Source organism: Variovorax sp. OV329 (assembly GCF_900114785.1).
Lineage (GTDB): Bacteria > Pseudomonadota > Gammaproteobacteria > Burkholderiales > Burkholderiaceae_C > Variovorax.
Genome location: NZ_FOUG01000002.1, coordinates 337635 through 363682, shown reverse-complemented (window position 1 = coordinate 363682; position 26048 = coordinate 337635). Strand labels below are relative to the sequence as shown.

27 protein-coding genes are annotated in these 26048 nt (G+C 69.2%); 13 read left to right on the top strand and 14 right to left on the bottom strand.

The annotated features are described in order from the left end of the window. Positions 1 to 130: 130 nt before the first annotated feature. A complete protein-coding gene (locus BM345_RS04500; RefSeq protein ID WP_093376248.1) occupies positions 131 to 946 on the bottom strand; it encodes a helix-turn-helix domain-containing protein in 816 nt (271 codons plus the stop codon). Positions 947 to 1075: 129 nt separating this feature from the next. Here BM345_RS04500 and BM345_RS04495 point away from each other — a divergent pair, with 129 nt between their 5' ends. After that, positions 1076 to 3937, top strand: a complete 2862-nt coding sequence (locus tag BM345_RS04495; protein WP_093375963.1) for an aconitate hydratase — start codon at positions 1076 to 1078, stop codon at positions 3935 to 3937. Between the two features lie 45 nt (positions 3938 to 3982). On the opposite strand, the gene BM345_RS04490 is transcribed toward BM345_RS04495, so the two are convergent. Beyond that, a complete protein-coding gene (locus BM345_RS04490) occupies positions 3983 to 4897 on the bottom strand; it encodes a peptidoglycan-binding domain-containing protein (protein ID WP_093375961.1) in 915 nt (304 codons plus the stop codon). Positions 4898 to 5150: 253 nt separating this feature from the next. Here BM345_RS04490 and BM345_RS04485 point away from each other — a divergent pair, with 253 nt between their 5' ends. Genes BM345_RS04485 through BM345_RS04470 form a run of 4 tightly spaced genes read left to right on the top strand, consistent with a single transcriptional unit; the run spans position 5151 to position 8800 of the window. Further along, the gene (locus BM345_RS04485) at positions 5151 to 5432 is read left to right on the top strand and encodes a FeoA family protein (protein ID WP_254789555.1); all 282 of its coding nucleotides are present in this window, start codon (positions 5151 to 5153) and stop codon (positions 5430 to 5432) included. Then, entirely contained in the window at positions 5425 to 7296 is a 1872-nt protein-coding gene (locus BM345_RS04480) for a ferrous iron transporter B (protein WP_093375957.1), read from the top strand. The genes BM345_RS04485 and BM345_RS04480 overlap by 8 nt, the downstream gene beginning before the upstream one ends. A 13-nt stretch (positions 7297 to 7309) precedes the next feature. Then, on the top strand, positions 7310 to 7594 hold the full coding sequence (locus BM345_RS04475) for a DUF6587 family protein (RefSeq protein WP_093375955.1): 285 nt from the start codon (positions 7310 to 7312) through the stop codon (positions 7592 to 7594). A gap of 6 nt (positions 7595 to 7600) precedes the next feature. Continuing rightward, positions 7601 to 8800 (top strand): FAD-dependent monooxygenase, encoded by a 1200-nt coding sequence (locus BM345_RS04470; RefSeq protein WP_093375953.1) that lies wholly within the window; start codon positions 7601 to 7603, stop codon positions 8798 to 8800. A 19-nt stretch (positions 8801 to 8819) separates the two neighbouring features. Here BM345_RS04470 and BM345_RS04465 read toward each other — a convergent pair whose 3' ends face one another. The 7 genes from BM345_RS04465 to BM345_RS04435 form a co-directional block, all read right to left on the bottom strand. Beyond that, positions 8820 to 10040 carry an SMI1/KNR4 family protein gene (locus BM345_RS04465; protein WP_093375951.1) on the bottom strand — a complete coding sequence of 407 codons (1221 nt, stop codon included), beginning with the start codon at positions 10038 to 10040 and terminating at the stop codon, positions 8820 to 8822. 34 nt (positions 10041 to 10074) lie between these two features. Further along, positions 10075 to 10926, bottom strand: coding sequence for a tryptophan 2,3-dioxygenase (gene kynA, locus BM345_RS04460; RefSeq protein WP_093375949.1), 852 nt, complete (start codon positions 10924 to 10926; stop codon positions 10075 to 10077). A 1-nt stretch (position 10927) separates the two neighbouring features. After that, positions 10928 to 12211, bottom strand: a complete 1284-nt coding sequence (gene kynU / locus BM345_RS04455; protein ID WP_093375947.1) for a kynureninase — start codon at positions 12209 to 12211, stop codon at positions 10928 to 10930. A gap of 13 nt (positions 12212 to 12224) precedes the next feature. After that, on the bottom strand, positions 12225 to 12869 hold the full coding sequence (gene kynB, locus BM345_RS04450; RefSeq protein ID WP_093375945.1) for an arylformamidase: 645 nt from the start codon (positions 12867 to 12869) through the stop codon (positions 12225 to 12227). Positions 12870 to 12950: 81 nt separating this feature from the next. After that, positions 12951 to 13265 carry a YkgJ family cysteine cluster protein gene (locus BM345_RS04445; protein WP_093375943.1) on the bottom strand — a complete coding sequence of 105 codons (315 nt, stop codon included), beginning with the start codon at positions 13263 to 13265 and terminating at the stop codon, positions 12951 to 12953. 29 nt (positions 13266 to 13294) lie between these two features. Further along, positions 13295 to 14230, bottom strand: a complete 936-nt coding sequence (argF, locus tag BM345_RS04440; protein WP_093375941.1) for an ornithine carbamoyltransferase — start codon at positions 14228 to 14230, stop codon at positions 13295 to 13297. Then, positions 14227 to 15432 carry an aspartate aminotransferase family protein gene (locus tag BM345_RS04435; protein WP_093375939.1) on the bottom strand — a complete coding sequence of 402 codons (1206 nt, stop codon included), beginning with the start codon at positions 15430 to 15432 and terminating at the stop codon, positions 14227 to 14229. The genes argF and BM345_RS04435 overlap by 4 nt, the downstream gene beginning before the upstream one ends. A 172-nt stretch (positions 15433 to 15604) precedes the next feature. Here BM345_RS04435 and BM345_RS04430 point away from each other — a divergent pair, with 172 nt between their 5' ends. From BM345_RS04430 to BM345_RS04410, 5 genes are all read left to right on the top strand, one after another. After that, positions 15605 to 15928 (top strand): DUF3579 domain-containing protein, encoded by a 324-nt coding sequence (locus BM345_RS04430; RefSeq protein WP_093375937.1) that lies wholly within the window; start codon positions 15605 to 15607, stop codon positions 15926 to 15928. Between the two features lie 46 nt (positions 15929 to 15974). Continuing rightward, positions 15975 to 17441: a sensor histidine kinase gene (locus BM345_RS04425; protein WP_093375935.1), complete on the top strand. Its 1467-nt coding sequence runs from the start codon at positions 15975 to 15977 to the stop codon at positions 17439 to 17441. A 19-nt stretch (positions 17442 to 17460) separates the two neighbouring features. Further along, a complete protein-coding gene (locus BM345_RS04420; RefSeq protein WP_093375933.1) occupies positions 17461 to 18099 on the top strand; it encodes a response regulator transcription factor in 639 nt (212 codons plus the stop codon). 134 nt (positions 18100 to 18233) lie between these two features. Continuing rightward, positions 18234 to 18740, top strand: coding sequence for a GlcG/HbpS family heme-binding protein (locus BM345_RS04415; RefSeq protein WP_093375932.1), 507 nt, complete (start codon positions 18234 to 18236; stop codon positions 18738 to 18740). Between the two features lie 130 nt (positions 18741 to 18870). Next, the gene (locus BM345_RS04410; protein ID WP_093375930.1) at positions 18871 to 19260 is read left to right on the top strand and encodes a hypothetical protein; all 390 of its coding nucleotides are present in this window, start codon (positions 18871 to 18873) and stop codon (positions 19258 to 19260) included. Between the two features lie 109 nt (positions 19261 to 19369). Here BM345_RS04410 and rpsT read toward each other — a convergent pair whose 3' ends face one another. Beyond that, positions 19370 to 19672: a 30S ribosomal protein S20 gene (gene rpsT, locus BM345_RS04405; RefSeq protein ID WP_093375928.1), complete on the bottom strand. Its 303-nt coding sequence runs from the start codon at positions 19670 to 19672 to the stop codon at positions 19370 to 19372. Positions 19673 to 19777: 105 nt separating this feature from the next. Between rpsT and murJ the strand changes: the two genes are divergently transcribed. The 3 genes from murJ to BM345_RS04390 are packed head-to-tail and all read left to right on the top strand — an operon-like array spanning position 19778 to position 22669. Next, positions 19778 to 21343 carry a murein biosynthesis integral membrane protein MurJ gene (gene murJ / locus BM345_RS04400; protein WP_093375926.1) on the top strand — a complete coding sequence of 522 codons (1566 nt, stop codon included), beginning with the start codon at positions 19778 to 19780 and terminating at the stop codon, positions 21341 to 21343. A 50-nt stretch (positions 21344 to 21393) separates the two neighbouring features. Continuing rightward, positions 21394 to 22245: a SirB1 family protein gene (locus BM345_RS04395; RefSeq protein ID WP_093375924.1), complete on the top strand. Its 852-nt coding sequence runs from the start codon at positions 21394 to 21396 to the stop codon at positions 22243 to 22245. Beyond that, on the top strand, positions 22232 to 22669 hold the full coding sequence (locus BM345_RS04390; RefSeq protein ID WP_254789524.1) for a bleomycin resistance protein: 438 nt from the start codon (positions 22232 to 22234) through the stop codon (positions 22667 to 22669). Before BM345_RS04395 ends, BM345_RS04390 begins: the two co-directional genes overlap by 14 nt. Positions 22670 to 22703: 34 nt before the next feature. Here the strand turns inward: BM345_RS04390 and BM345_RS04385 are convergent, their stop codons facing one another. The 4 genes from BM345_RS04385 to BM345_RS04370 form a co-directional block, all read right to left on the bottom strand. Then, a complete protein-coding gene (locus BM345_RS04385; protein WP_093375920.1) occupies positions 22704 to 23705 on the bottom strand; it encodes a GlxA family transcriptional regulator in 1002 nt (333 codons plus the stop codon). Next, positions 23672 to 24295 (bottom strand): DJ-1/PfpI family protein, encoded by a 624-nt coding sequence (locus tag BM345_RS04380; protein WP_093375918.1) that lies wholly within the window; start codon positions 24293 to 24295, stop codon positions 23672 to 23674. Before BM345_RS04380 ends, BM345_RS04385 begins: the two co-directional genes overlap by 34 nt. Further along, positions 24292 to 24852: an isochorismatase family protein gene (locus tag BM345_RS04375; protein WP_093375916.1), complete on the bottom strand. Its 561-nt coding sequence runs from the start codon at positions 24850 to 24852 to the stop codon at positions 24292 to 24294. The genes BM345_RS04380 and BM345_RS04375 overlap by 4 nt, the downstream gene beginning before the upstream one ends. Before the next feature lie 107 nt (positions 24853 to 24959). Then, positions 24960 to 26030, bottom strand: coding sequence for an AI-2E family transporter (locus BM345_RS04370; protein ID WP_093375914.1), 1071 nt, complete (start codon positions 26028 to 26030; stop codon positions 24960 to 24962). Positions 26031 to 26048: the final 18 nt, after the last annotated feature.

Here is a 26048-nt window from a genome sequence, read left to right as displayed (position 1 = left end):
GCTGGTGATCGCGTCCAACGCCAACTGGGGCCGGCGGCGCGCAGGACCGCACGGCCAGCGCGGCACGCGAGGCCTTCTACCGCGCCGTGCAGAAGGCCGTCGACGACGAGGCGGCGGGCAAGCCGGGCGGCTAGCGTCGCAAGGCGGACAGTGCCTCGGCCGTGCGGGCATCGGCGGGGAAGAAGGATTCCACCGCCAGTTCCTGCAGCGTCACGTCCACCGGTGTGCCGAAGATGGTGGTGGTGCTGATGAAGCTGAGCACGCCCTGCGGCGTCATGAGCTGGAAGGGCACGACCACGCCGGCCAGTTCGCCCCCCGCGACCGGCGCCTCGTGGCCGGCGTGCCCGACCGGATAGGCCGCGAGCTCGCTGCGCAGGGCAGAAAGCACGCTGTCGCCCGTGACCGAGATCTGCTGGGCCAGCCGTTCGAGCAGATGCTCGCGCCACTGCGCCAGGTTGGCGATACGCGGCGCCAGGCCCTTGGGATGCAGGCTCAGTCGCAGTACGTTGATGGGCGGCTTGAGCAGTTCCGGTTCGGCACCGGCCATGAGCAGCGGCACCACTGCGTTGGCGGCCACCAGGTGCCAGTGGCGGTCCACCGCCAGGGCAGGAAAGGGCTCGTGCCCCTTGAGCACCAGGTCCACCGCCTGCCGCGCCGCCGCCATGGCCGGATCGTCCAGCGAGCGCTGGCGGTACATGGGCGCATAGCCGGCGGCCACCAGCAGGGCATTGCGCTCGCGCAGCGGCACTTCCAGGCGCTCGGCCAGGCGCAGCACCATCTCGCGGCTGGGCGCGGCGCGGCCGGTTTCCACGTAGCTCAGATGGCGGGTGGAAATATCCGCCTCCTGGGCGAGATCGAGCTGGCTCAGGCGCCGTTGCTGGCGCCAGTGGCGCAGGTGCTTGCCGAATGGATCGGCGGCGTTGGGCGGCGCGGCATGCATTGTCATGGTGCGCATCCTAGGCGTGTCCAGTCACCAAAGACATGACCTTGCAGGTCATGAGGGGCATGCCGGCTTCATCGTTCCCTGCTATCTTCAAACCCGATCCCCACATCCGCCCCCAAGAAGGAGTTGCCCATGGCCCAGGATTCGGCGCACGCCTTTGCCTCCACGCTCAAGTCGTTCAAGACCGCGTCGGGCAAGGCCGGCAGGTTTTATTCGCTGCCCGAGCTCGCCAAGAAATACCCCAACATCGACAAGCTGCCAGTGTCGATCCGCATCGTGCTGGAGTCCGTGCTGCGCAATTGCGATGGCCAGAAGGTGACGCCCGAGCATGTGGAGGCGCTCTCCAACTGGGCCGCCAATGCCGAGCGCGTGGACGAGATCCCCTTCGTGGTCACCCGCGTGGTGCTGCAGGACTTCACCGGCGTGCCGCTGCTGGCCGACCTGGCCGCCATGCGCAGCGTGGCCGCCAAGCTGGGCAAGTCGCCCAAGACCATCGAGCCGCTGGTGCCGGTGGACCTGGTGGTGGACCACTCGGTGATGGTGGACCACTACGGCACGCCCAAGGCGCTGGACCTGAACATGAAGCTGGAGTTCCAGCGCAACCATGAACGCTACCAGTTCATGAAGTGGGGCATGCAGGCCTTCGACACCTTCGGCGTGGTGCCGCCTGGCTTCGGCATCGTGCACCAGGTCAACCTGGAGTACTTCGCGCGGGGCGTCTACAAGCACCCGAGCGACGATTCGAAGGCGCCCGTGTACTACCCCGACTCGCTGGTGGGCACCGACAGCCACACCACCATGGTCAACGGCATCGGCGTGGTGGCCTGGGGCGTGGGCGGCATCGAGGCCGAGGCGGCCATGCTGGGCCAGCCGGTGTACTTCCTCACGCCCGACGTGGTGGGCTTCGAGCTCACCGGAAAGTTGCGAGAAGGCGTTACCGCCACCGACCTGGTGCTGTACGTCACCAACATCCTGCGGCAGGAAAAGGTGGTGGGCAAGTTCGTCGAGTTCTTCGGGCCCGGTGCCGCCTCCATCCCCGTGCCCGACCGCGCCACCATCGGCAACATGGCGCCCGAGTACGGCGCGACCATGGGCTTCTTCCCGGTGGACGACAAGACCATCGAGTACTTCAAGGGCACCGGCCGCAAGGACGACGAGATCGAGCGCTTCGAGGCCTACTACAAGGCGCAGGGGCTGTTCGGCATGCCCGCGGTGGGCGAACTGCACTACACCAAGACGGTCAAGCTCGACCTGGGCACCGTCACGCCCAGCTTGGCCGGCCCCAAGCGGCCGCAGGACCGAATCGACCTGGGGCAACTGTCGAGCAAGTTCGCGGAGCTCTACAGCAAGCCCATCGAGGCCAATGGCTTCAACCAGCCGACGGACAAGCTCCACCTGCGCCATCCGCTGCCCGCGGGCGGCGAGCCCGCCATCGCCGACGCGCCGCCGCCCCCGCCCGGCTCGCCCCGCCCGGTGGTCGAGATGGTGGCCAACCGCGACACGCGGGCCGCCGCCAACACCGTGGCGCCGTCCGCTGCCGACGAGGTGGTGAGCATCGGCAATGGCGATGTGCTCATCGCCGCCATCACCTCCTGCACCAACACCTCCAACCCCAGTGTGCTGCTGGCCGCGGGCCTGCTCGCGAAGAAGGCGGTGGAGGCGGGCCTGAAGGTCAAGCCGCACGTGAAGACCTCGCTGGCGCCCGGCTCGCGCATCGTCACCGGCTACCTGGAGAAGGCGGGCCTCTTGCCCTACCTGGAGAAGCTGGGCTTCTACCTGGCGGGCTACGGCTGTACCACCTGCATCGGCAATGCCGGCGACCTGGCGCCCGAGATCAACGAGGCGATCACGTCGAACGACCTGGTGTGCGCCGCGGTGCTCTCGGGCAACCGCAACTTCGAGGCGCGCATCCACCCGAACCTCAAAGCCAACTTCCTGGCCTCGCCGCCGCTGGTGGTGGCCTATGCCATCGCGGGCAACGTGATGGTCGACCTGATGACCCAGCCGGTGGGCAAGGGCAAGGGCGGCAAGGACGTGTACCTGGGCGACATCTGGCCCAGCGCGAAGGAGATCGACCAGAACCTGCGTCTGGCCATGAATGCCAAGGCCTTCCGCCAGAACTACGACCAGATCAAGAACGACCCGGGCAAGCTCTGGACCAGCATCGAGGGCGTGACCGGCCAGGTCTACAACTGGCCCAAGTCCACCTATATTGCCGAGCCGCCATTCTTCGAGGGCTTCAAGCTCAAGCCCACCGCGGCCGATGCCGGCATCAAGGGCGCGCGCGTGATGGCGCTGTTCGGCGACTCCATCACCACCGACCACATCTCGCCGGCCGGCTCCATCAAGGAAAGCTCTCCCGCTGGCAAGTGGCTCAAGGAGCACGGCGTGATGAAGGCCGACTTCAACAGCTACGGCTCGCGCCGCGGCAACCACGAAGTGATGATGCGCGGCACCTTCGCCAACGTGCGCATCAAGAACCTGATGATCCCGGCCGATGCCAACGGCACGCGGGAAGAGGGCGGCGTGACGCTCTACCAGCCCGGCGGCGAGAAGATGTACATCTACGATGCGGCGCAGAAGTACATGGCCGCCGGCGTGCCGACGGTGATCTTCGGCGGCGAGGAATACGGCACCGGCTCCTCGCGCGACTGGGCGGCCAAGGGCACGCAGCTGCTGGGCATCAGGGCCGTGGTGGCGCGCAGCTTCGAGCGCATCCACCGCGCCAACCTGGTGGGCATGGGCGTGCTGCCGCTGCAGTTCCTGGGTGGCGACTCCTGGGAGTCGCTCAAGCTGCAGGGCGACGAGACCATCGACGTGGTGATCGGTGGCCAACTCAGGCCGCAGATGGACGTGAAGATCGTGATCCACCGCGCCGATGGCAGCGACCAGGAAGTGACGGTGCGCCTGCGCATCGACACGCCGATCGAGGTGGACTACTACGCGCACGGCGGCATCCTGCCCTTCGTGCTGCGGCAGCTGCTCGCAGGGTGATCGGCGCGGCCGGAAGAAGGCGCCCCCTGCGAGCGCCTTCTTCCATCAGTCCTCGACACTGTAGAAGTACACGACGCTGCTCAGCGGCCTGGGCTTGACCAGGATGGCCTGGTTGTTCGAGTTCCCGTTGATGGTGACGATCTCGTCGCCCAGCGGGCTGGCCACGATGAAGTGGTGCACGTCCTTGGCCATGACGGCGATGTCGCCGGGCCGGCAGTTGCGCCCGAAGTTCAGCTTGAGCCCCGTGGGCCCGGCGCCGATGCGCCACTTGGTCTGGGCGCCGGCCGTGCGCGCCACCCAGGTCGCGAAGATGCCGCACCAGCTCACGCCGGAGGTGCCAGGCTGCGGGATGCGCTTGCCCGGGATGCGCACGCCGTCCCAGGTGGCCTTGTCCTTCCACTTCTGCTCGCTCCAGCCTTCCACGCCCTCGTCGAAGTACTGCTTCAGGCGCTGCCAGCCGGCGCGCACCGTCTCGTTGCCGTCGCGCACGGTTTTCAGGTCGGTCACGGCGGGCTCGGGCTGTGCCTCGCCCATGCCGATTTCCAGGATCCGGCGGCGCAGCGGCGAAAGGCCGGGCGGCATGGCGAAGGTCGGCGATGCACCGGGGTCCGACTTGGGCGGCAGGAAGCCCGGCGGCGTCACGATCTGCGGCGGTGCAATGCCGCCCGGCAGCGGCGCCGGCGCTGCGCCTGGCCCCTGGTCGAAGCCCTGCAGGCGCTCGATGGTGCGGTGGCCCACGTCCACTCGGCCGTCCGCGGCGTTGAACTGCGTGAACTGGAAGTTGCGGATCGCGCCCACCGTCAGTGGGCCGCATTTGCCGTCGGTGTCCAGTCCCGGCGCCGGTCCACCCTTGCCGGAGGGCACGTGGTTGAGCATGGACTGCACTGTCGCCACGTCGTTCGCCAGGTTGGCGCCGCCCAGGCCCACCGACGCCAGGATGTTTCGTGCCGCTGCTGTCATCGCCTGCTCCTCCCTTTCCATCCGCGAAATGCGCTAGGAAAAGTCTAGGTTGAAGGCCCGGCTGGCGTCATTGGCCGGAGGTCCAGCCGGCCCGCCGGCGGCCCTATGGCTTCCGGCCCCGGTTGGGTTGCCCATGCGGCGTAGGGCGGCAAATTCGACGTGGCTTGTAGGCTGTTTGGGGTCATCAGCGCGGAGGAGCTAGTTTTCGAGAATAATTCTCATTTTTAAAACAGGATCTCCACGGGTGACGACTTTGACCGGTGTAGCGGCGGCCGCATTGAGCCTCGATCAATTTCCCAGCCACCAATGGGCGACCGTGCTGGACGTGCAGCGGCCCGAGTCTGCCGAGGACCGCGAACTGGCACTTCGCCTGATCGAGATCGGTTTCGTGCCTGGCGAGGCCGTGCGCATCGTGGCCAGCGGCGTGCCGGGCCGCGAGCCGCTGGCCGTGCGCCTGGGCCACACCACCTTCGCCTTGCGTCGCCACGAGGCCGCGCTGATCCGCGTCGTGCCGGGAGCCGAGCACCATGGCTGAGGCAAGCGCCCTGAACCTGCCCGACCGCGTCGCGCTGCTGGGCAATCCCAACTGCGGCAAGACGGCGCTGTTCAACCTGCTGACCGGCAGCCGCCAGAAGGTGGCCAACTACGCCGGCGTGACGGTGGAGCGCAAGGAAGGCATTTTGCGCACGCCCTCGGGCCGGCGCGTCTTCGTGCTCGACCTGCCTGGCGCCTACAGCCTCAACGCGCTGAGCGCCGACGAGGCCGTGACCCGCGACGTGGTCACCGGCCAGAGCAGGGAAGAACTGCCCGACCTGCTGGTGTGCGTCACCGACGCCACCAACCTGCGCCTGAACCTGCGCCTGGTGCTGGAAGCGCGCGCCCTGGGCCTGCCCATGGTGGTGGCGCTCAACATGAGCGACATGGCGCGCCGCCAGGGCATCGAGGTCGACACGAAGAAGCTTTCGCAGGAACTGGGCTTGCCCGTGGTCGAGACCGTCGGCGTGAGCACCGATGGGGCCAAGGCGCTGATGGCGGCCATCGACGTTCCGGTGCAGCCGGCCAGGCCCAGCGGCTGGAAGGCACCCGCCTTCGAGGACGTGCTGGCGACCCAGCGCGAAGTGCGCCGCATCCTCTCGGTGGCGGTGCGCGAGCCGGTGGGCAGCCTGGCCACCAGCGACAGGATCGACCGCGTGGTGATGCACCCCGTGTGGGGCATGCTGGTGCTGGCGGTGGCCTTGTTCCTGATGTTCCAGGCGGTGTTCAGCTGGGCCGAGGTGCCGATGGACGCGATCAAGTCCGGCACCGAGGCGCTGGGCAACCTGCTCAAGGCCTGGATCCCCGAAGGCCATCTGCAGAGCCTGCTGGTGGACGGCATCATTGCCGGCGCCGGCGGCGTGATCGTCTTCCTGCCGCAGATCCTGATCCTGTTCCTCTTCATCCTGGCACTGGAAGACTCGGGCTACCTGCCGCGCGCGGCCTTCCTGCTGGACCGGCTGATGGGCACCGTGGGCCTGTCGGGCCGCTCCTTCATTCCGCTCCTGTCCAGCTTCGCCTGCGCGATTCCGGGCGTGATGGCCACCCGCACCATCAGCAACTGGCGCGACCGTATCACCACCATCATGATCGCGCCGCTCATGACCTGCTCGGCGCGGCTGCCGGTGTATGCGCTGCTCATCGCCGCCTTCATCCCGGCACGCGACGTGGCCGGCATCTTCAACCTGCAGGGGCTGGTGCTGTTCGCGCTGTACGTCTTCGGCATCGTCTCGGCCATGGCCGTGGCCTGGGTGATGAAGCGCTTCCGCAGCGGCGTGGTGCACTCGCCGCTGATGATGGAGCTGCCGGCGTACCGCTGGCCCAACCTGCGCAACCTCTTGCTGGGCCTGTACGAACGCGCCTGGATCTTCATCCGACGCGTGGGCACGATCATCCTCACGCTGACCATCGTGCTGTGGTTCCTGTCCACCTTCCCCGCGCCGCCCGAAGGCGCGACGGGGCCGGCCATCCAGTACAGCCTGGCCGGCATGATCGGCCGCGGGCTGGAGTACATCTTCTCGCCCATCGGCTTCAACTGGCAGATCTCGATCGCGCTGGTGCCCGGCATGGCCGCGCGCGAAGTGGCGGTCAGCGCCCTGGGCACGGTGTACGCGCTCTCGGCCACCGGCGACGACGTGGCCGGCGCGCTGGAGCCGCTCATCGCCGGCAGCTGGTCGCTGGCCACCGCGCTCTCGCTGATGGTGTGGTTCGTCTTTGCGCCCCAGTGCCTGTCGACGCTGGCGGCGGTCAAGCGCGAGACCAACTCCTGGCGCTATGTGTGGATCATGGCCGCCTACCTGTTCGGCCTGGCCTATATTGCTTGCTTCATCACCTACCACGTGGCAGTGGCCCTGGGGGCCGGCTGAGAAGAATCACGCCATGCAAGAAGTCATCGTCGCTCTCATCGGCGCCTGCGCGGCGCTCTACCTCGCCTGGCGCTACATGCCCGGCGCCTGGCGACGCGCCCTGGCTGCGAAGATGGCGGCGGGCGGGCAGCGCGCCGGCCTCGTGAACGAGCAGGGCGCCCAGAAGCTGGCGGCCACGCTCTCCAAGTCATCCGGCTGCGGCGCCTGCGACAGTTGCTCGCCCACCTGCGCGAGCAAGGGCCAGGCCGCACCGAACCAGAAAGAGCCGACCGAGGTTCCGCTGACCCGCATGCGCTAAGAGCCCATGCCGGCGCGCATCCTCATTGCCGGTGGCGGCATCGGCGGACTCGCGGCCGCGGTTGCGCTGGCCCGCCGCGGCCAGAGCGTCGAGGTGCTGGAGCAGGCACCGGCCTTCGCCGAGATCGGTGCCGGCATCCAGCTGGGCCCCAACGTCACCCGCCGCCTGAAGTCGCTGGACCTGCTCGACGGCGCCCTGAAGCTGGCGGCGCGTCCGCCCGCCGTGGCGGTGCGAGATGCGCAGGACGGCAGCCTGCTGGCGCGCATGCCGCTGGCCGACACCATCGAGCGCAAGTACGGCGGCCCCTACCTCTGCATCCACCGCGCCGACCTGCATGGCGTGCTGCTGGAAGCCGCGCGAGCGCTGGCCCCGCGGGTCGAGCTGAGCACCGGCGTGCAGATCACGCAGGTGGCGGCGCGCGGCGACACCGTCTGCGTGGGCGCCGGCGCCGAGCACGCCTGGGAGGGTGACGGCCTGGTCGGTGCGGATGGCCTGTGGAGCCTGGTGCGCCGGCGCGTGTCGGAAGATGCAGCGCCGCCGCGCGCCACAGGCCACACCGCCTGGCGCGCGCTGGTGCGCATCGATGCGCTGCCGGCGGCGCTGCGCAGCAGCGAAGTGCAGGTCTGGCTGGGCGAGCGCCTGCACGCCGTGGCCTACCCGGTGCGCGCGGGTGCCTTCCTCAACGTCGTCGTCATCGCCGAGGTCCAGCCCGGCGGCGCCTGGGTGCAGAAGCCCGACCCGGCCGACTGGGACCAGCAGGCCGACCTCGCAGCGCTGCTGGCGGCCATCGGCAAGCGCTGCGATGGCGTGTTCCCGCTGATCGAAGCGATGCCGCAGTGGCGGGCGTGGCTGCTCAACGACCTGCCGCCGCTGTCGGGCCCGCAGGACATGGTGCGCGAGCGCATTGCGCTGCTGGGTGACGCGGCGCACCCCATGCTGCCCTACCTGGCGCAGGGGGCCGGCATGGCGATCGAGGATGCGGTGGCGCTGGCCGATCGCGTGGGGACAGGCGCCGCCGCCGATCTGCCCGCCGCCTTCGCCCGTTACGCCGCAGCCCGCTGGCAGCGCAATGCGCGGGTGCAGGCGCGCGCGCAGCGCAACGGCGAAGTCTTCCATGCGGGCGGCGCACGGCGCATGGCGCGCGACGCGGCCCTGCGCGTGCTGGGCGCGCACCTGCTGGACAACCCCTGGCTCTACGAAGGCTGAGCCGGGACCGGGCGCCGGTTCAGAGCGTGAAGCTCTGCAGGTGCTCGATGCGCTCGGCCAGGCCTTCGGCGCCCGCGTCCTGCCCCAGGCCGGCGCTGCTGGCTTCGGCCAGGGCGGCCTGCAACTGCTCGAGCAAGGCGTTGCGTGCTGATTCGAAGGCTTGCGGCAAGTCCGCGTTCTGCTGCTGGTAGGCCTGCGCGATGAGGCGTGCCGCGTCGGGCGCGCCGGCGGCCACGCATTGCGCAATGGCGCGTGCGCTGGGCTTGGCGCCGCGCGCGAGCAGCTCCTGCGTCAGTTCCGGCGAGATCGGGCCTTCGATGTTGTCCAGCGCATGGCCGGAGAGCGGCGCATCGCCTGCCACGAGCGCGGCCGCCGCTTCGAAGGCGCCGTGCGCCAGCGCCAGGTCGGTGGGCAGCGCGCTGCCGTGCAAGGGCACGTCGAAGCGCACGCCGGCGGCCGCCAGCTCGTTGATGAGTGCCGGGTCGTCGGTGGCAATGGCGTGGCGCTGCGCGATCTGTGCCGCCAGCGGGGGGACTTCCGACAGCCGCCCTTCGCTGAGGGGCTTGCGCCAGTCGACGACCGCGCGGCGGTAGTAGGCCACCAGCTTGTCGGCCAGGTCCAGGTCCATGCCGTGGTCGCCGTGGCGCTCGTCCAGGTAGTCGAGCAGGGCCTGGCCGGTGTAGTAGTCACCGGCGGGCTCCAGCGGGTCTTCCGCCAGGTGCAGCGCCGCGAAGGCGCCTTCGAGGTCGGTGGCGACCGTCGCCAGGCCGTCCTCGTGCATGGCGTGCGGCCAGGCCTGGGGCAGGGCCTGCTTCCAGGCCAGCACCTGGCCGTGCCGTGCGCCGGGCTCGGTCAAGACCAGCAGGCGATCGGTGTCCTCGAAGCCGCCGAAGGGCAGGGCGGCGAGCTGGGGCGAGCCGGCCGCCTGGCGCTCGTGCTCGATCCATCCGGGAAGGTCGTGGAAGCCGTCCGGGCCATGGCCGAAAAGCTCGGCCCAGAGGATGGGTTCCTCGCCGCCGTTCATGCGCACCGAGAGGTCGTAGTCCAGCGCGCCGCCGCAGGTCTCCTTCCACAGCGCGAGCAGCTGCGGCGGCACCGGGCCGGCGCTGGCCGCCTCGACGGCGGCGAGCTGCTCCGCGCCGATGGGCGGGCGGGCATCGAAGATCACACGGCCTGCGAAGAGCACGATGCCGTGCTCGCGCAGTTGCGCCAGTTCGGCGGCGGTGAAGAAGTCATCCATCCAGGCTCCCTTCCTTGTGGACTGGCTTGCGGGCCTACAGGTCGGTGCGCAGCTTCCAGATTTCCGGAAAGAGCACCACGTCGAGCATCTTGCGAAGATAGCTTACGCCGCCCGTGCCGCCGGTGCCACGCTTGAAGCCGATGACGCGTTCCACGGTGGTCACGTGGCGGAAGCGCCAGAGGCGGAAGGCGTCCTCCAGGTCGGTAAGCTTCTCGCCCAGCTGGTAGAGGTCCCAGTGCGCCTGCGGCGCGCGGTAGACGGTGAGCCACGCGGCCTCCACGCCATCGCTGGCCTCGTAGGGCTGCGTCCAGTCGCGATCCAGCCGGTCGGCGGGCACGGGCAGGCCGTGGCGCGCCAGAAGGCGCAGGGCCTCGTCGTAGAGCGAGGGTGCGTGATATGCGGCCTCCACCTGCGCAAGCAGGTCGGCCCGGTGCGCGTGCGGCTTGAGCATGGCCGCGTTCTTGTTGCCCAGGGCGAACTCGATGCAGCGGTACTGCGCGCTCTGGAAGCCGCTGGAGCTGGCCAGGTAGGGCCGCATGGCGGTGTACTCGGGCGGCGTCATGGTCGAGAGCACGGTCCACGCGCTGACCAGCTGCTCCATGATGCGGCTCACCCGCGCCAGCATCTTGAAGGCGTCGGGCAGGCGGTCGGTGGCGATGCAATCGGTGGCGCCGCGCAGCTCGTGCAGCATCAGCTTCATCCACAGCTCGCTGGTCTGGTGCTGGATGATGAAGAGCATCTCGTCATGCGCCGGCGAGAGCGGGTGCTGCGCGCTGAGCACCTGGTCCAGGTGCAGGTAGTCGCCATAGCTCATGGACTGGCTGAAGTCGAGCTGCGCCTTCTCGTCCTTGACGATGTTCTCGGTGTGATTGACGGGGCAGCTCATTTCAGGTCACCGCGTTCCTGGCGTTGAACTCGTCGCGCTTCCATTCGGCGCGCTCCATCACCTGCACCAGGTGCTCGACGGAATTCCACACGTCGGCCAGCCCAAGGTACAGCGGCGTGAAGCCGAAGCGCAGGATGTCGGGCATCTGCGAATCGCCCGCGCGGTAGTCGCCGATCACGCCCCGTGCGATCAGCGCCTGCACGATCGCGTAGGCCTGCGTGGGCGTCTGCTGCTGGGTCAGTGCGAGGCATACCTGCGAGCCGCGGCGTGCATGCTCGCGCGGCGTGATGAGCTCGAACTGTGCCGGCAGGCGTCCCTCGACCAGCGCGATGAAGGCGTCCGTCAGTTCCAGCGACTTCTTGCGCAGCGCCGCCATGCCGCCCTGGGGCTCGGCGGCGAGCACGGTGTCCAGGCCGCATTCCAGCGCCGCCAGGCTCACGATGGGCTGCGTGCCGCAGAGGTAGCGGCCCACGCCCGGCGCCGGCCGGTACTGCGGGCTGAACTCGAAGGGCGCCGCGTGGCCCCACCAGCCCGACAGCGGCTGCATGAACTGGCCGGCGTGCCTGGTGTTCACCCAGGCGAAGGCCGGCGCGCCGGGGCCGCCGTTGAGGTACTTGTAGCCGCAGCCGATGGCGAAGTCGGCCTCGCTTTCGTTGAGCGCCACCGGCACAGCGCCCGCGCTGTGCGCCAGATCCCACACGGTGAGCGCGCCGGCGGCGTGCGCGGCGGCAGTGATGGCCTTCATGTCGTGCATGGCGCCGGTACGGTAGTTCACGTGGGTGAGCATCAGCACCGCCACTTCCTGCGTCAGGGCGGCGGGCAGCTCGGCCTCGCTGTCGATCAGTTTGAGCGTGAGGCCATGCTCGCGGCAAAGCGACTCGGCGATGTACAGGTCGGTGGGGAAGTTGCTGCGCTCGCTCACCACCAGGCGCCGTTTCGCATCGCCGGCTTTGGCCTGTGCGATGGCGGCAAACAGCACCTTGTAGAGGTTGATGGAGGTGCTGTCGGTGCACACCACCTCGCCGGGCGCGGCGCCGATGAGGCGCGCCACCTTGTCGCCTAGGCGCTGTGGCAGGTCGAACCAGCCGGCGGTGTTCCAGGAGCGGATGAGGCCTTCGCCCCATTCCTTGGCCACCACCTCGGCCACGCGCCCGGGTGCGGACTTGGGCAGCACGCCCAGCGAATTGCCGTCGAGGTAGATCACGCCTTCAGGCAGCAGGAATTGATCGCGCAGGGCGCGCAGCGGGTCTTGCGCATCGAGGCGCTGGCAGTCGTCGAGTTTCATGGGCGGCAGGTGTTCAGGAAGCAAGTTCGCGCAGCACGGCGCGAACGGGAGAGGCATCGGCGCTGACCAGCTTCAGCGGCAGCGCGATGAGTTCGTAGTCGCCTTCGGGCACCTCGTCGAGCACGAGGTTCTCCAGCACGCGCAGGCCGCGGCGGCGGATGACCTGGTGGCTGTCCAGCGTCTTGCTGTCGGCCGGATCGATGCTGGCGGTGTCGATGCCCACCAGCTGCACGCCCAGGTCGGCGAAGCGCTCGATGGTGGAAGGGGCGTAGGCCGAGAGCTCCGGGTCCCAGCGATCGACGGGCATCTGGCGATATGTGCGCAGCAGCACGCGCGGCGGCAGGTCGTGCAGGGCGTGCGCCACATGCCGCCACTCGACCAGCGCTCCGCAGTCGATTGCATGGATGACCCGGCAGCGGCCGAGAAAAGGCGTCAGGCCGAGGTCGCCGATGGTGGCGCCGTCGGCGTCGTAGTGCAGCGGGGCGTCGGCATGCGCGCCCACGTGCGGCGAGAGCGCGATCTCGCTGACGTTGACCGGGCACTGGGGGCCGATGGTCGCGGCCCAGCGCTGCCGGTAGGGCGTGTCGCCGGGGAACACCGGCGCGCCTGCATGCACGGGCGGCGAGATGTCCCACAGGCGGGGTGATTTCGAATCCATGGCGCAGAAGGTAGCGCCGCGGGAATAACCGTGGTGTCGGTTATTTCCAACGAAGGAGAATCAAAACATGACAGCGCTTCTTCAGTGCGGCAGCGGCAACGCCAGCAGGCCGTGCCGGGCGCGGGCGCGGCCGCAGGCATCGCTGCCGGCCTCCAGCTCGTGGCAGGGGTTGGGCCGCCACTCGTAGATGCCGCAGGCCACCTTCTGGCCGATGGTTCCGGTCAGGGCTGCGCAGCGGGGCCGGGCGTGGTCGGTGCCTCGCATGCGGCACAGCGTGTCGTTCACCTCGACCGCCAGGCCCGAGGGCACGCGGCCGCCTTGCTCGTCCAGTTCGTGGACGCTGAAGTCGACCCGGTAGCTGGCGCAGCAGGCGCCGCATTGTTGGCAGGGAGACATGCCTCGGGCCGAAGGTGAAAGCGATCGGATCAGAGCCTGCCGAGCAGCAGGAACTCCATCAGCGACTTCTGCACGTGCATGCGGTTTTCCGCCTCGTCCCACACCACCGACTGCGGTCCGTCGATGACCTCGGCCTCGACTTCCTCGCCGCGGTGGGCGGGCAGGCAGTGCATGAACAGGGCGTCGGGCTGGGCGGCGCGCATCATGTCCTGGTCGACGCACCAGTCGGCAAAAGCCTTGCGGCGCGCCTCGTTCTCGGCCTCGTAGCCCATGCTGGTCCACACGTCGGTGGTGACCAGGTCGGCGCCGCGGCAGGCTTCCATCGGGTCCTTGAAGACCTTGTAGCTGTCGCTGGAGCGGATGCCGGCCACCGACTGGTCGACCTCGTAGCCGGTGGGCGTGCTCACGTGCACGGTGAAGCCCAGGATCTCGGCGGCCTGCAGCCAGGTGTTGGCCATGTTGTTGCCATCACCCACCCAGGCCACGGTGCGGCCCTTGATGGAGCCGCGGTGCTCGATGAAGGTGAAGATGTCCGCCAGGATCTGGCAGGGGTGGAACTCGTTGGTCAGCCCATTGATGACCGGCACGCGCGAATGCGCCGCAAAGGCCTCGATCTTGGCCTGCTCGAAGGTGCGGATCATCACCAGGTCGACCATGCGGCTGATCACCTTGGCGCTGTCCTCGATGGGCTCGGCGCGTCCCAGCTGGCTGTCGCCGGTGGTCAGGTGCACCACGCTGCCGCCCATCTGGTACATGCCGGCTTCGAAGCTCACCCGCGTGCGGGTGGAGGCCTTCTCGAAGATCATGGCCATCGTTCGGTCCACCAGGGGCTGGTGCTTCTCGTAGGTCTTGAACTTCTTCTTGATCAGGGCCGCACGCGCGAAGACGTGCGCGTACTCGTCCGCCGTGAAATCGGCGAACTGCAGGTAGTGGCGGATGTTGGGGGCTTGCGCGTTGCTGCTCATGCCTTGGATTCTGCAAGAAAGCTCTTCACGATAGGCGCCAGGATGGCCACGATCTCGTCGGCCTCGGCCTGGTTCAGGATGAGCGGGGGCACCAGGCGGATCACGCTGTCGGCAGTCACGCTCAACAGCAGGCCGGCGTCGCAGGCGCGCTGCAGGATCACGCCGCAGGGGCGGTCCAGCTCGATGCCCAGCATCAGGCCCTGGCCGCGCACTTCCTTCACGCCGGGAAGGCCGGCGAACTCGCGCTGCAGCGATTCCTTCAGGTGCGTGCCCACCTTGTCGGCGTTCTCCAGCAGCTTGTGCTCTTCCATGATGCGGATGGTCTCGATGCCCGCGCGCATGGCCAGCGGGTTGCCGCCGAAAGTGGTGCCGTGGTTGCCGGGGCCGAAGATGTTGGCGGCCTTGGGGCCGGCCACCACCGCGCCGATCGGCACGCCCGAGCCCAGGCCCTTGGCCAGCGGCATCACGTCCGGCTTGATGCCGGCCCACTGGTGGGCGAACCACTTGCCGGTGCGGCCCATGCCGCACTGCACCTCGTCGATCATCATGAGCCAGTCGCGCTCGTCGCACAGCTGGCGCACCTGCTTGAGGTACTCCACGCGCATCGGGTGGATGCCGCCTTCGCCCTGGATGGTCTCGAAGAATACGGCCACCACGTTGGGGTTGCCCTCGGTCGCCTTCTTCAGCGCCTCGATGTCGTTGAGCGGCACGCGGATGAAGCCTTCCACCAGCGGGCCGAAGCCGGCCTGCACCTTGGGGTTGCCGGTGGCCGACAGGGTGGCGATGCTGCGGCCATGGAAGGCGGCCTCGTAGACCACGATCTCGGGGCGCTCGATACCCTTGTCATGGCCGAACTTGCGCGCCAGCTTCAGCGCGGCCTCGTTGGCTTCCAGGCCGGTGCAGCAGAAGAAGGCGTTGGTCAGGCCCGAGAGCTCGGTGAGCTTGGTGGCCAGCTTCTCCTGCCCCGGCACGTGGTAGTAGTTGGAGCTGTGGATCAGCTTGCTGATCTGGTCCTGCAGCGCGGGCACCAGCTCGGGGTGGTTGTGGCCCAGGGTGTTGACCGCGATGCCGCCCAGGCCGTCCAGGTAGGCCTTCCCGCTGGTGTCCCAGACTCGGCAACCCTGGCCATGCGACAAGGCGATCGGCAGGCGACCGTAGGTGTTCATGACGTGGGGCGACGAGGGCTGGGCGTTGGAGCTCATTCGGTTCTCCGGAAAGAGGGAGGTAGACGGGAAAGGAAGGCAAATTCTAGGCGCCGTGGATGACGGCTTCCTTGAGGATTGCGCATCACAGCAATGCCCCCGGGCGGGGCGGCGAAGGTCTCGAAAGGTAGAATCCTTGTGCGCTGCAGCATTGCAGCACATTCCCTCACTCATGGTCTCTCCCACCGCCAAAGAAATCTTCATCCAGGGCATCACGTCCGACGGCCGCACCTTCCGGCCGAGCGACTGGGCGGAGCGGCTGGCGGGTGTCATGTGCTCCTTTCGTCCGGGGGGCGCCCAGCCGGGCAGCCACCTGAGCTATTCGCCCTGGTGCGTGCCGATGATCGTCAACGGCATCAAGTGCGTGGTGGTCAACCGCCAACTGCGCGACTACGAGCCGATGGCCTGGGATTTCGTGCTGAATTTCGCCCGGGACAACGACCTCCAAGTGGCCGAGGCCTGCCTGGTGCCCGACGAGCCCCGCAAGCCCGCCTGAGCGACCCGCGCGGCAGGCGCCGCGCCACACAGCACAATGGCGCCCGATGAAATATCGATGGGGCGCGCTCGGAATCTGGCTCGCGGCCTGGCTGCTGGCCAGCGCCGCCGGCGCCGCATGGGTCGCCCGTGACGGCCTGCGCCAGCTGCAGGACGACTCCGACACCCAGGCCCGCATCACCCACCGCCTGCTGAGCCAGCAGGTGGTGCAGTACGACGCCGTGCTGGCCACGCTGGCGCTGCTGGGCGGCAGCGGGGCGGAGCAGCGCCTGTCCACCGTCTACCCCTCCATCCGCGCCGTGGTACGCCGCGATGCCGATGCCGCCTGGCCCGACGCCCGGCTGGCCGCGGCCGAAGCGCAGTCGCGCAGCGCCCAGCGCCCGCAACTGGGCCCGCTCGACCTGCCGGGCGGCCGCTACTGGCTGGTGATGGCCGCGCAGCCGGCCAGCTTCGCGCTGGACGTGGACCTGGACCACACCGTCCCCTGGGCCGACTGGCCGATGGACCCGAAGACCAGCCCCATCCGCCTGAGCCTGCAGCATGCCGGCCAGCAGTTCGTGGTCCAGCCGGGCGCACGGGAAACGGGTCCGTGGCATTTCGAATTCCACAAGCACCTGGCCTCCGCCAGCCAGGACTTCGACGTGGTGGCCGAGCGCAGCGTGCGCCTGGCCGAGCTGCCCTGGGGCTGGATGGCGGCCTGGACCCTGGCCGTCGGCCTGCTGCTGGCCGGCACGCGCTGGCTGCAGCAGCAGCGCACCGAGCGCCGCCGGGCCGAGGAGCGCGTGCGCTTCGCCCAGGTGGCGCGCCTGAATGCCCTGGGCGAGCTGGCCGCCGGCATGGCGCACGAACTGAACCAGCCGCTGACGGCCGTGCTGGCCAACACCCAGGCCGCGCGCCGCCTGCTGGACGAGGAGGCCGGCCCCGACGAGCTGGCCACCGCGCGCAGCGCCATGGGCCAGGCGGCCGAGCAGGCCCGGCGCGCGTCCGACGTGGTGGGCCGCCTGCGCCGCGCCATCGAGCGGCCGGCCAGCGATGGCACCGGCCAGGTGGTCGATGTGCACGATGTGCTGCGCCGCGCGCTCGACCTGCTGGAACCCGAGCTGCAGCGCCAGGGCGTGGACGTGCGCCTGCACGCCATCGGCAGCGCCCAGGAGCCGGTGCGCGTGAACGGCGACCGTGTCGCGCTGGAGCAGATCGTTCACAACCTGCTGCTCAACGCGATGCAGGCCATGTCGCAGCAAACCGCCGGCACGCGGCGCATCGACCTGGGGTACGGTTGGGCAGAGGACGTGCGCCACTGCCAGGTGCGCGTGTGCGACAGCGGCCCGGGAATCGCGCCCGACGCATTGCCGCGCATCTTCGAGCCCTTCTTCAGCACGCGCGAGCACGGGCTGGGACTGGGCCTGAGCCTGTGCGAGACGCTGGCGCAGGAGATGGGCGGCTCGCTGCATGCCGGCCCCGGGGACAACGGCCGCGGCGCCTGTTTCGTGCTGCGGCTGCCGCGCGCGGCCTGACTCACCCAAGTTGAAAGCAATGAACGAAGCCACCTCGCACCAGTCGCCCCTGATCCACCTCATCGACGACGACGCGGCCGTGCGCGACAGCCTGGCCCTGCTCATCGGCACCATCGGCCTGCGCGTGCAGACCTGGAGCGATGCACAGCGCTTCGTGGCCGAGTTCGACCGCGGCGGCATCGGCGCCATCGTGCTGGACGTGCGCATGCCGGGCATCAGCGGGCTCACGGTGCTGGAGACACTGGTGGGCGAGGGCGTGGACCAGCCCATCCTGATGCTCACGGGCCACGCCACGGTGGAGATGTGCCGGCGCGCCTTCAAGTCCGGCGCGGCGGAGTTCCTGGAGAAGCCCGTCGACGACGAGGAACTGCTGGAAGCCCTGCGCCAGGCGGTGCGCCGGCACGTGCGCTCGCGCGAGCGCGGCCGCATCGACCAGGCCACGCGTGCGCGCTTCGCGCAGCTGTCCGAGCGCGAGCGCGAGGTGCTGGTGCACATCGTGCGGGGCCTGTCGAACAAGGAGATCGCGCGGGCGCTGAGCCTCTCGCCGCGCACGGTGGAAAGCCACCGCGCCAACATCTTCGCCAAGCTGGAGAGCGACTCGCTCGCGCAGCTCATCCGGCACTACGCCGACCTGGTGGACGGCGAGGGCGCACCGTAGAACTACGGAGCCGCGCGCGTAGCCGTACGAATGGACCCGGCGCAGGGCGTTTTCAACAATGCGTGCAGCGGTGGCGACGTGCCCCGCACACCACCGAATGTTGACCCGAACGAACCCCTGGAGCTGAACGCATCATGTTGTCCATCCGTCCCCGCCTTGCCCTGGTCGCCGCCTCCCTGCTGCTGGCCTTCGGCGCCCAAGCGCAGAACGCCGCCGCCGTGCGCGCCGAGAAGAACATCTCGCTGGAACTGGCCAGCCAGCTGGCTTCGGCCACCGTCGCGGCCTGCGCCGCCAACGGCTACGCCGTGACCGCCACGGTGGTCGACCGTGCAGGCGGCGTGCGCGCAGTTCAGCGCGCCGACAACGCCGGCCCGCACACCGTGCAGGCCAGCGAGCGCAAGGCCTATACCTCGGCCTCGGCCAAGGCGCCGACCAAGGCCATGCTCGAGAACTCGCAGAAGAATCCCGGCGCCGCCACGCTGGGCGACATCCCCGGCTTCCTGCTGCTGGGCGGTGGCCTGCCGATCAAGGCGGGGAACGAGGTCATCGGCGCCATCGGCGTCGGCGGTGCGCCCGGCGGGCACCTGGACGAGCAGTGCGCCCAGACCGCGCTGGACAAGTTCAAGGCCGACCTGAGCTGATCGCCTCCGCTTTCCTCTGACACCGGGGCCTGGCTGCTTTTTGCGCCAGGCCCTTGTCTTTTTGCACTGCTTTTATGCGGACGTGACCAGACTGGGCTGCATCTTCACGACGAGAGAAAGGTGCACTTCGATGGCTTACGCCGCCTACCGCGATCACGAGGTGCTGGAGCCGCCGCGACATCCGCCGCTGGATGCCGGGCCGTTCCAGGTGCTGCATGTGACCGTGCGCTGTGCCGATGCGTGGCGGGTTCGGCGGGCGATCGCGGCTTGCGCCGACGCCGGCGTGTTGCGCTCCCAGTTGTTGCTGCACGAAGGCGCGTCCACCACCGAGTGCATGGCGCCACGCGCGCGGCTGATGATCCGGCTCGCTTCGTCGAGCTACCTCGCCGTGCTGCAGGCCTTGATGCATGCGGTGCCTTCGGGCGAACTGGGCCAGCTCGTCAGCTGGCGCGAACATCTGCGCCGCTGCGGCCTCGAAGCCTGTTCGCCAGGCGCATCGACTGGCCGCGCGCGCTTGTGACCCTGAAATGAAAAAACCGCCCGAAGGCGGTTTCTCATCTTTGCTGCAGCGCACCCCGATCAAACGGCGGACCGGCGGGCGGTCCGGGCGGGTGTTGCCTGTTGGAGCCTCAGGCGGCGGCGGTAGCCAGGGCCTTGACCTTGGCCGACAGGCGGCTCTTGTCGCGAGCTGCCTTGTTCTTGTGGAAGATGCCCTTGTCGGCAACCGTGTCCACGATGCTTTGCGCCTTGGCGAAGAGTTCGGCCGCCTTGGTCTTGTCACCAGCGGCGACAGCCTTCTCGACGTTCTTCACCGCGGTGCGGTATTTGGAACGCAGCGAGGTGTTCGCGGCGTTGAGCTTGACGTCCTGGCGGACGCGCTTGCGGCCCGACGCCAGGCGCGGGTTCTTTTTCTTGGGCTTAGCAGAAGCCATGTCTATATATCCTTTAGTGTCTGGGGATGTTGCAGCAAAGCCCTCGATTGTAGCCCAAGCGCGCTACCCGGGCGAAGGTCGGTTGCAAGCCAATACACTCGGGCGGTGTCACTGTTCAAGTCCGCCTCCACCGTTTCCCTGCTGACCCTGGCTTCCCGCATCACCGGCCTCGTGCGCGACGTGCTCTTTGCCTCGGTGTTCGGCGTCAGCGCACTCACCGACGCCTTCAACGTCGCTTTCCGCATTCCCAACCTTTTTCGTCGGGTATTCGGGGAGGGCGCCTTTAGCCAGGCCTTCGTGCCGGTGCTGGCCGCGCGCAAGGCGGAGCAGGGCGAGGAAGGTGCCAAGGCGCTCATCGACCACGTCGCCACCCTGCTGGCCTGGGCGGTGCTGTTCCTGAGCATCGCCGGCGTGCTGGCGGCGCCCGCCCTGGTGTGGGCCATGGCCAGCGGCCTGGAGCAGACCTCGCACGGCTACGAGGCGGCGGTGGTCATGACGCGCTGGATGTTCCCCTACATCGGCTTCATGTCGCTGGTGGCGCTGGCCGGCGGCATCCTCAACACCTGGAAGCGCTTTGCGGTGCCGGCCGCCTCGCCGGTGCTGCTCAACCTGTGCCTGATCGGCTCGATCGTGCTGGGCGCGCCCTGGTTCCGCCGCCGCGGCATCGAGCCCATCTACGCGCAGTGCGTGGGCGTGCTGGTGGGCGGCGTGCTGCAGCTGGCACTGCAGTTGCCGGCGCTGCGCCGCCTGGGCCTGCTGCCCAGCATCGGCCTCGGTTGGGGCCGGATCCGCGCGGCCTGGCAGGACGAAACCACCCGCAAGGTCATGCGCCTGATGCTCCCGGCCCTGCTGGGCGTGAGCGTGGCGCAGATCTCGCTGCTCATCAACACGCAGATCGCCTCGCATCTTGCGCCGGGCAGCGTGACCTGGGTGACCAACGCCGACCGCCTGATGGAATTTCCCACCGCCATGCTGGGCGTGGCGCTGGGCGTGGTGCTGATGCCGCAGCTGGCCGGTGCGCGGGCGGCGGGCGACGATGCGCGCTATTCCTCCATGCTCGACTGGGGTCTGCGCCTGGTGCTGCTGCTCTCGCTGCCCTGCGCGATGGCGCTGCTGGTGTTCTCGGGGCCGCTGGTGGCGGTGCTCTTCCACTACGGCCTGTACAGCGGCGGCGACGTCGCGCGCACCAGTGCCGCGCTGGTTGGCTATGGCGTGGGCCTGCTGGGCATCGTGGCCATCAAGGTGCTGGCTCCGGGCTACTACGCCAGGCACGACATGAAGACGCCCATGTACATCGCGGTGGGCGTGCTCGTCTTCACGCAGGTGCTCAACTTCTTCCTGGTGCCGCACCTGCAGCACGCGGCGCTGACGCTGTCCATCGGCATCGGCGCGCTGGTGAATTCGACCTGGCTGCTGGTGGGCCTGCTGCGCGCCGGCAGCTACAAGCCCGTGGCCGGCTGGCCGCTGTTCATCCTGCGCGTGCTGGTGGCCACTGCGGCGCTGGGCGGCCTGCTTTATTGGGGTGCGCATCACTTCGACTGGGTGGGCATGCGCGCGGATCCGCTGCGCCGCATCGGCATGCTGGCGGCCTTCCTGGCCGGGGCTGCCGTCTTGTATTTCGGCATGCTGCTGGCCAGCGGCCTGAACCTGAGAAAACTGTTGCGCCACTAGCGCACGGGACTTGCCTTGACGCCCACTTGGGCGTCCACTACAAAGCCACAATGTCCCTGAGCATCACGGCCCCGACAGCCCTCGAATACTTCGCCACGCTCGTGCAGAGCGACGAACAGTTTCCCTTGCTCGAAACCGCCGCCAGCCTGGCGCAGGACGAGTATCCCGACCTCGATGTGCAGCAGGTGCTCGGCGATGTGGACCAGCTGCTGGCGCGCCTGCGCCGCCGCCTGCCGGCCGACGCGGCGCCCCTGCAGCGGCTGCGCGCGCTCAACCAGTTCTTCTTTCACGACCTGAGCTTCGGCGGCAACGTCAACGACTACTACGACCCCGACAACAGCTACCTGAATGCCGTGTTGCGCACGCGCCGCGGCATCCCGATCTCGCTGGCGGTGCTGTGGCTGGAGCTGGCGCAGGGCCTGCACCTGCATGCGCGCGGCGTGGGCTTTCCGGGCCACTTCATGCTCAAGGTCACCATGCCCAAGGGGCAGGTGGTGATCGACCCCTTCACCGGCCGCTCGCTCTCGCGCGAAGAGCTCAGCGAGCGGCTGGAGCCCTACAAGCGCAGCAGCGGCCTGGTGGGCGAATTCGACGTGCCGCTGGGGCTGTACCTGCAGCCGGCGTCGCCGCGCGAGATCATCGCGCGCATGCTGCGCAACCTGAAGGAAATCCACCACACGCAGGAAGACTGGCAGCGCGCCATCGCCGTGCAGGACCGCCTCGTGGTGCTGCTGCCCGAAGCCTGGGGCGAGCACCGCGACCGCGGGCTGGCGCATGCGGGCCAGGGCAACCATGCGCTGGCCGTGCGCGATCTCGAAACCTACCTGGCCCACGCAGAGGACGCGCTCGACATCGATGTCATCGCCGAACGCTGCGCCGCCCTGCGCCGTGCAGCCGGTTGAAGACTCCGCCAGCGCCAGGCCCGACCTGGGCACGCGGCACCAGTTCCATGGCATCCAGCCAGTGCTGCCGGTGGCCGATGCCGCGCGTGCGGCGCGCTACTTCCGCGACGTGCTGGGCTTCGAGATCGACTTCATCGCCGGCGAGCCGCCCAGCTACGCGCGCGTCAGGAAGGGCCAGGAGCGCCGCCACGGCGATCCGGTCTACATCCGCTTGTGGCAGTGCCGTGGCGCGCCGGACACGGGCCGCGCCTGGCGGGGCGAGATCGTGATCCACGTCGGCCATGACGTGGACGGCCTGCACGAGGCCTATGCGCGCCGCGGAGTCGACATCATCGAGCCGATCGCGTCCCAGCCCTGGGGGCTGCGCGAGTTCGCCATCCGCGAGCCGGATGGGCATGTGCTGCGCTTCTGCGGCTACCTCTGAAGAGCGTTGACGCCTTCGGTGGCGTCGCCGGACCCTAACTTCGCGCTGCCGGCGCGGTGGCCAGCGACGGCGATCCGTCCAGCCCGAAATGGCGCCAGGCGCGCCGCAATTGCGTGTCCGATCCGAATCCCGAGACTTCCGCGGCCCGCGTCACGCTGGCGCCCGCCTGCAGCGCCCGCTGCGCACTGGCCAGGCGCAGCCGACGAAGGTAGGCCAGCGGTGCCACGCCGGCATGCTCGACGAACAGGCGCGTCAAGTGGCGCGGCGAGGTGTGGGCGACTTGCGCCATGCGCGGCACGTTCCAGTCGTGGCCAGGCTGTTCGCTCACCGCGTCCTGTACGCGGTGCAGGGCGGCATGCAGGTGGTTGCGGTAGGCCAGGAAAGGCGAGAGTTCCGGGTCGTGCGGGCCGCGCCTTTGCGCCACCACCATGGTCTGCGCCACCTGCGCGGCAAGCGCCGCATCGCACACCTCGCCGATGCGGTGCAGCACCAGGTCGATGCCGGTGGTGACCCCGGCGCTGCTGTAGATGGGCGGGTCGAGCACGAAGACCCGGTTGGCCACCACCTCGCAGCGCGTGTCTGTCTCGCGCAGCTCCTGCAGGTGATGATGGTGCGTGGTGGCCCGCCGGCCGCTGAGCACGCCGGCATGCGCCGCGAGCAGGGCCCCGGCGCAGATGCTCAGCAGCTCCAGCCGGCCGGTCTCGAAGCGCAGGCCGCGCAGCCAGTGCACGAGCGCCTGCGCCGCCTCGCCGTCCACGCGGATGGTGCGGCCAGGCAGGCCGACCAGCACGATCCAGGCCGGTCCATCCCATTGCGTGGGCAGGGGCGCCAGCCCGCTGATCTGCACGCCCACCGAGCCGACCGTGGTGGGCGTCGGGCTCGCGAATTCGATGCGGAAGCGCTCGGCCTCGCCGCGAGCGCGCAGCAGCGAGTTGGCGATGCGAAGCGCTTCCGCCGGACCGGCCCAGTCCAGCACCAGGCTCTGGTCCAGCAGCGCGAAGACTACGCGGATGGGTTGCTCAGGTTCGTGGTCCATGCGAAGTCCATCTGGCGCGCGGTGCACAATGCCAGGTCGCGGCCGGCCAGGCGCTCCACCAGGTGCAGGCTCATGTCGATGCCGGCGCTGATGCCGGCCGAGCTGACGATGCGCCCGTTGTCCACCCAGCGCACGTCGTCCACCACGTCCAGCTGCGGGAAGCGATCGTGCAGGTCGGCAATGTCTTCCCAATGGGTGGTGCAGCGTGCATCGCCCTGAAGCACGCCGCTGGCCGCGAGCAGGAAGGCGCCGGTGCATACCGAGGCGGTGATGCGCGCGCTGCGCGACTGCGCCGCGATCCAGTCCAGGGTGGCCTGGCTGGCGAGTGCGGCATCGACCACGCCACCGGGAACGATCAGCACGTCGGCCGCCGGCGCATCGGCCAGCGTGTGGTCGGCGAGCAGGCGCAGGCCCGCGCGGGCACGTACTTCCTTGGCGATGGCGACCGAGCGCACCTCGAAGAGCGGCGCCTGCCCCGGGTGCTGGCGCGCATGCACGCGGCTCGCGGTGGTGAACACCTCGAAGGGGCCGGCGAAATCCAGCGCCTCGACATCGTCGAAGGCCAGGATCAGGACGCGCAGGGTGCTCACGTTCCGGCCCGTGCCAGGGCCTCGTCCACGGTGGCCAGCGTGGCGAAGCGGCCCGCCAGCACGGTGGCGGTGCGGGCCTTGATGTCCGCCGCCGGCAGCGGGCTGCCGTCGGGCTGCTTCATGTCCCAGGTCAGCGTGGCGTCGGTCGCGAAGTCCACCGACCAGCCCAGGTCCGAGGCATGACGGGCCGTGGTCTCGCAGCACTGCTCGGTGCGAACGCCGCTCACGATGATCCGGCCCACGCCCTGCTGCGTCAGCCACACGTCCAGGCCGGTGCCCACCAGGGCGCTGTGGCGGCGCTTCTTCACGGTGAGTGCGGCCTCGAAGTCGTCCAGCCCTTCCAGCGGCCGCACATGGCCGGACTCCACGGCGAATGGGTTGGACGCCTCGGTCGGGCCGTCGACATGGAAGACCCGCACGATCGGCAGGCCCGCCGCCTGCGCGCCGGCGATGAGGGCGTTCTGCGCCGCCAGGTAGGCCGGCAGGTCGCGCTCGCTGAAGAAGGGGCGCTGGCGGAAGGACTCCTGCGCGTCGATCACAATGAGACAGGTCTTCATGGAAGCATCCGGGACTGAAAAGTTGAACGGTACGTCCATTTTCCGCCGTATGCATGCGGGTTTGCCGCGCGCCCTGGGACTTCAATCGATCAATTCAGGACATCGCCCTAGACCAGTCCGCCGGCCTGCAGTTCCTTCTTGAGGTAGGCGTAGAACAGCGGCGCGGCCACCAGCCCGGCCGGCCCGAACACCGCCTCGGCGGCGAACATCACCGCCAGCAGTTCCCACACCGCCATGTGGGTGCGCCGGCCTACCACCTTGGCGTTGATGAAGTACTCGGCCTTGTGGATGAGGATCAGGAAGGCCAGGCAGGCCGCGCCCGTCAGCGGCGAGACCGACAGGCCCACGATGGTGATGACGCCGTTGCAGATGAGGTTGCCCACGATGGGCACCAGTCCGCCCAGGAAGGTGAGGGTGATCAGGGCCGGCGTGTAAGGCAGGTGCTGGTTCCACAGCGGCAGCACGAAGAGCAGGAAGATGGCCGTGAGCACCGTGTTGAGGCTGGCGATCCAGAACTGCGCTGCCACGATCTGGCCAAAGGCTTCGCCGAAGAGCGTGACCCGGTCGCGCAGCGCCAGCGCCAGCGGGCCCGAGGCCATGTTGCGCCGCGTGACCGCTGCCACCGAGCCCACGATGAGGCCCACGTAGGCGAAGAGCAGGGCGTTGAGCCAGGCCCGGCCGGCCATGGCCAGCGAGCCGGCCTGTGCGCTCAGGTAGCGGGCCACCAGTTTCTGCAGGTCGCCGACCCCGTCGGGCAGGTACACCGCCATGTCTGGCGAGAGCTTGGAGCGCAGTTCCAGCACCGTGCGGGCCACGTAGTCCAGCAGTTCCCGGTATTGCTGCGGCGCGTACAGCATCACCTCCCGAGACTGGGAAAGCGTGCCGGTGAGGATGGCAATGGGCGAGGCCACCAGCAGCAGCACCGCCAGCACGTCGGCGATCTGGCCCAGCCGGCGCGGCGACAAGAGGCGGCCGGCCAGCGGAGTGAGTCCCGCCAGGATCCAGCGCGCGAACCAGCGCGCCGCCAGGAAGCCCACGCACACGGCCAGCAGGCCGGTGAGCAGGTGCGCCGTGAGGCAGATGAGCAGGGCGCCGGCCATCAGCACATAGCTGGCGACCTGCACCGGGCGCGAGTAGACGCGTTCTCGCGTCGGCTGAAACGCGGGCGGGTTTTCCATCGGCGGCTTCGTGTCGCC

Excerpts from the sequence above, each read along its gene's own strand:
- BM345_RS04490 (WP_093375961.1), bottom strand. The coding sequence starts at position 4,897 with ATGACAGCAGCGGCACGAAACATCCTGGCGTCGGTGGGCCTGGGCGGC.
- BM345_RS04470 (WP_093375953.1), top strand. The coding sequence starts at position 7,601 with ATGCCGGCGCGCATCCTCATTGCCGGTGGCGGCATCGGCGGACTCGCG.
- BM345_RS04430 (WP_093375937.1), top strand. The coding sequence starts at position 15,605 with ATGGTCTCTCCCACCGCCAAAGAAATCTTCATCCAGGGCATCACGTCC.
- kynU (WP_093375947.1), bottom strand. The coding sequence starts at position 12,211 with ATGAAACTCGACGACTGCCAGCGCCTCGATGCGCAAGACCCGCTGCGC.
- BM345_RS04495 (WP_093375963.1), top strand. The coding sequence starts at position 1,076 with ATGGCCCAGGATTCGGCGCACGCCTTTGCCTCCACGCTCAAGTCGTTC.
- BM345_RS04445 (WP_093375943.1), bottom strand. The coding sequence starts at position 13,265 with ATGTCTCCCTGCCAACAATGCGGCGCCTGCTGCGCCAGCTACCGGGTC.
- kynA (WP_093375949.1), bottom strand. The coding sequence starts at position 10,926 with ATGAGCTGCCCCGTCAATCACACCGAGAACATCGTCAAGGACGAGAAG.
- BM345_RS04425 (WP_093375935.1), top strand. The coding sequence starts at position 15,975 with ATGAAATATCGATGGGGCGCGCTCGGAATCTGGCTCGCGGCCTGGCTG.
- BM345_RS04375 (WP_093375916.1), bottom strand. The coding sequence starts at position 24,852 with ATGAAGACCTGTCTCATTGTGATCGACGCGCAGGAGTCCTTCCGCCAG.
- BM345_RS04385 (WP_093375920.1), bottom strand. The coding sequence starts at position 23,705 with ATGGACCACGAACCTGAGCAACCCATCCGCGTAGTCTTCGCGCTGCTG.
- kynB (WP_093375945.1), bottom strand. The coding sequence starts at position 12,869 with ATGGATTCGAAATCACCCCGCCTGTGGGACATCTCGCCGCCCGTGCAT.
- BM345_RS04410 (WP_093375930.1), top strand. The coding sequence starts at position 18,871 with ATGGCTTACGCCGCCTACCGCGATCACGAGGTGCTGGAGCCGCCGCGA.
- argF (WP_093375941.1), bottom strand. The coding sequence starts at position 14,230 with ATGAGCAGCAACGCGCAAGCCCCCAACATCCGCCACTACCTGCAGTTC.
- BM345_RS04420 (WP_093375933.1), top strand. The coding sequence starts at position 17,461 with ATGAACGAAGCCACCTCGCACCAGTCGCCCCTGATCCACCTCATCGAC.
- BM345_RS04500 (WP_093376248.1), bottom strand. The coding sequence starts at position 946 with ATGACAATGCATGCCGCGCCGCCCAACGCCGCCGATCCATTCGGCAAG.
- BM345_RS04370 (WP_093375914.1), bottom strand. The coding sequence starts at position 26,030 with ATGGAAAACCCGCCCGCGTTTCAGCCGACGCGAGAACGCGTCTACTCG.
- BM345_RS04395 (WP_093375924.1), top strand. The coding sequence starts at position 21,394 with ATGTCCCTGAGCATCACGGCCCCGACAGCCCTCGAATACTTCGCCACG.
- BM345_RS04475 (WP_093375955.1), top strand. The coding sequence starts at position 7,310 with ATGCAAGAAGTCATCGTCGCTCTCATCGGCGCCTGCGCGGCGCTCTAC.
- rpsT (WP_093375928.1), bottom strand. The coding sequence starts at position 19,672 with ATGGCTTCTGCTAAGCCCAAGAAAAAGAACCCGCGCCTGGCGTCGGGC.
- BM345_RS04415 (WP_093375932.1), top strand. The coding sequence starts at position 18,234 with ATGTTGTCCATCCGTCCCCGCCTTGCCCTGGTCGCCGCCTCCCTGCTG.
- BM345_RS04465 (WP_093375951.1), bottom strand. The coding sequence starts at position 10,040 with ATGGATGACTTCTTCACCGCCGCCGAACTGGCGCAACTGCGCGAGCAC.
- BM345_RS04435 (WP_093375939.1), bottom strand. The coding sequence starts at position 15,432 with ATGAGCTCCAACGCCCAGCCCTCGTCGCCCCACGTCATGAACACCTAC.
- BM345_RS04480 (WP_093375957.1), top strand. The coding sequence starts at position 5,425 with ATGGCTGAGGCAAGCGCCCTGAACCTGCCCGACCGCGTCGCGCTGCTG.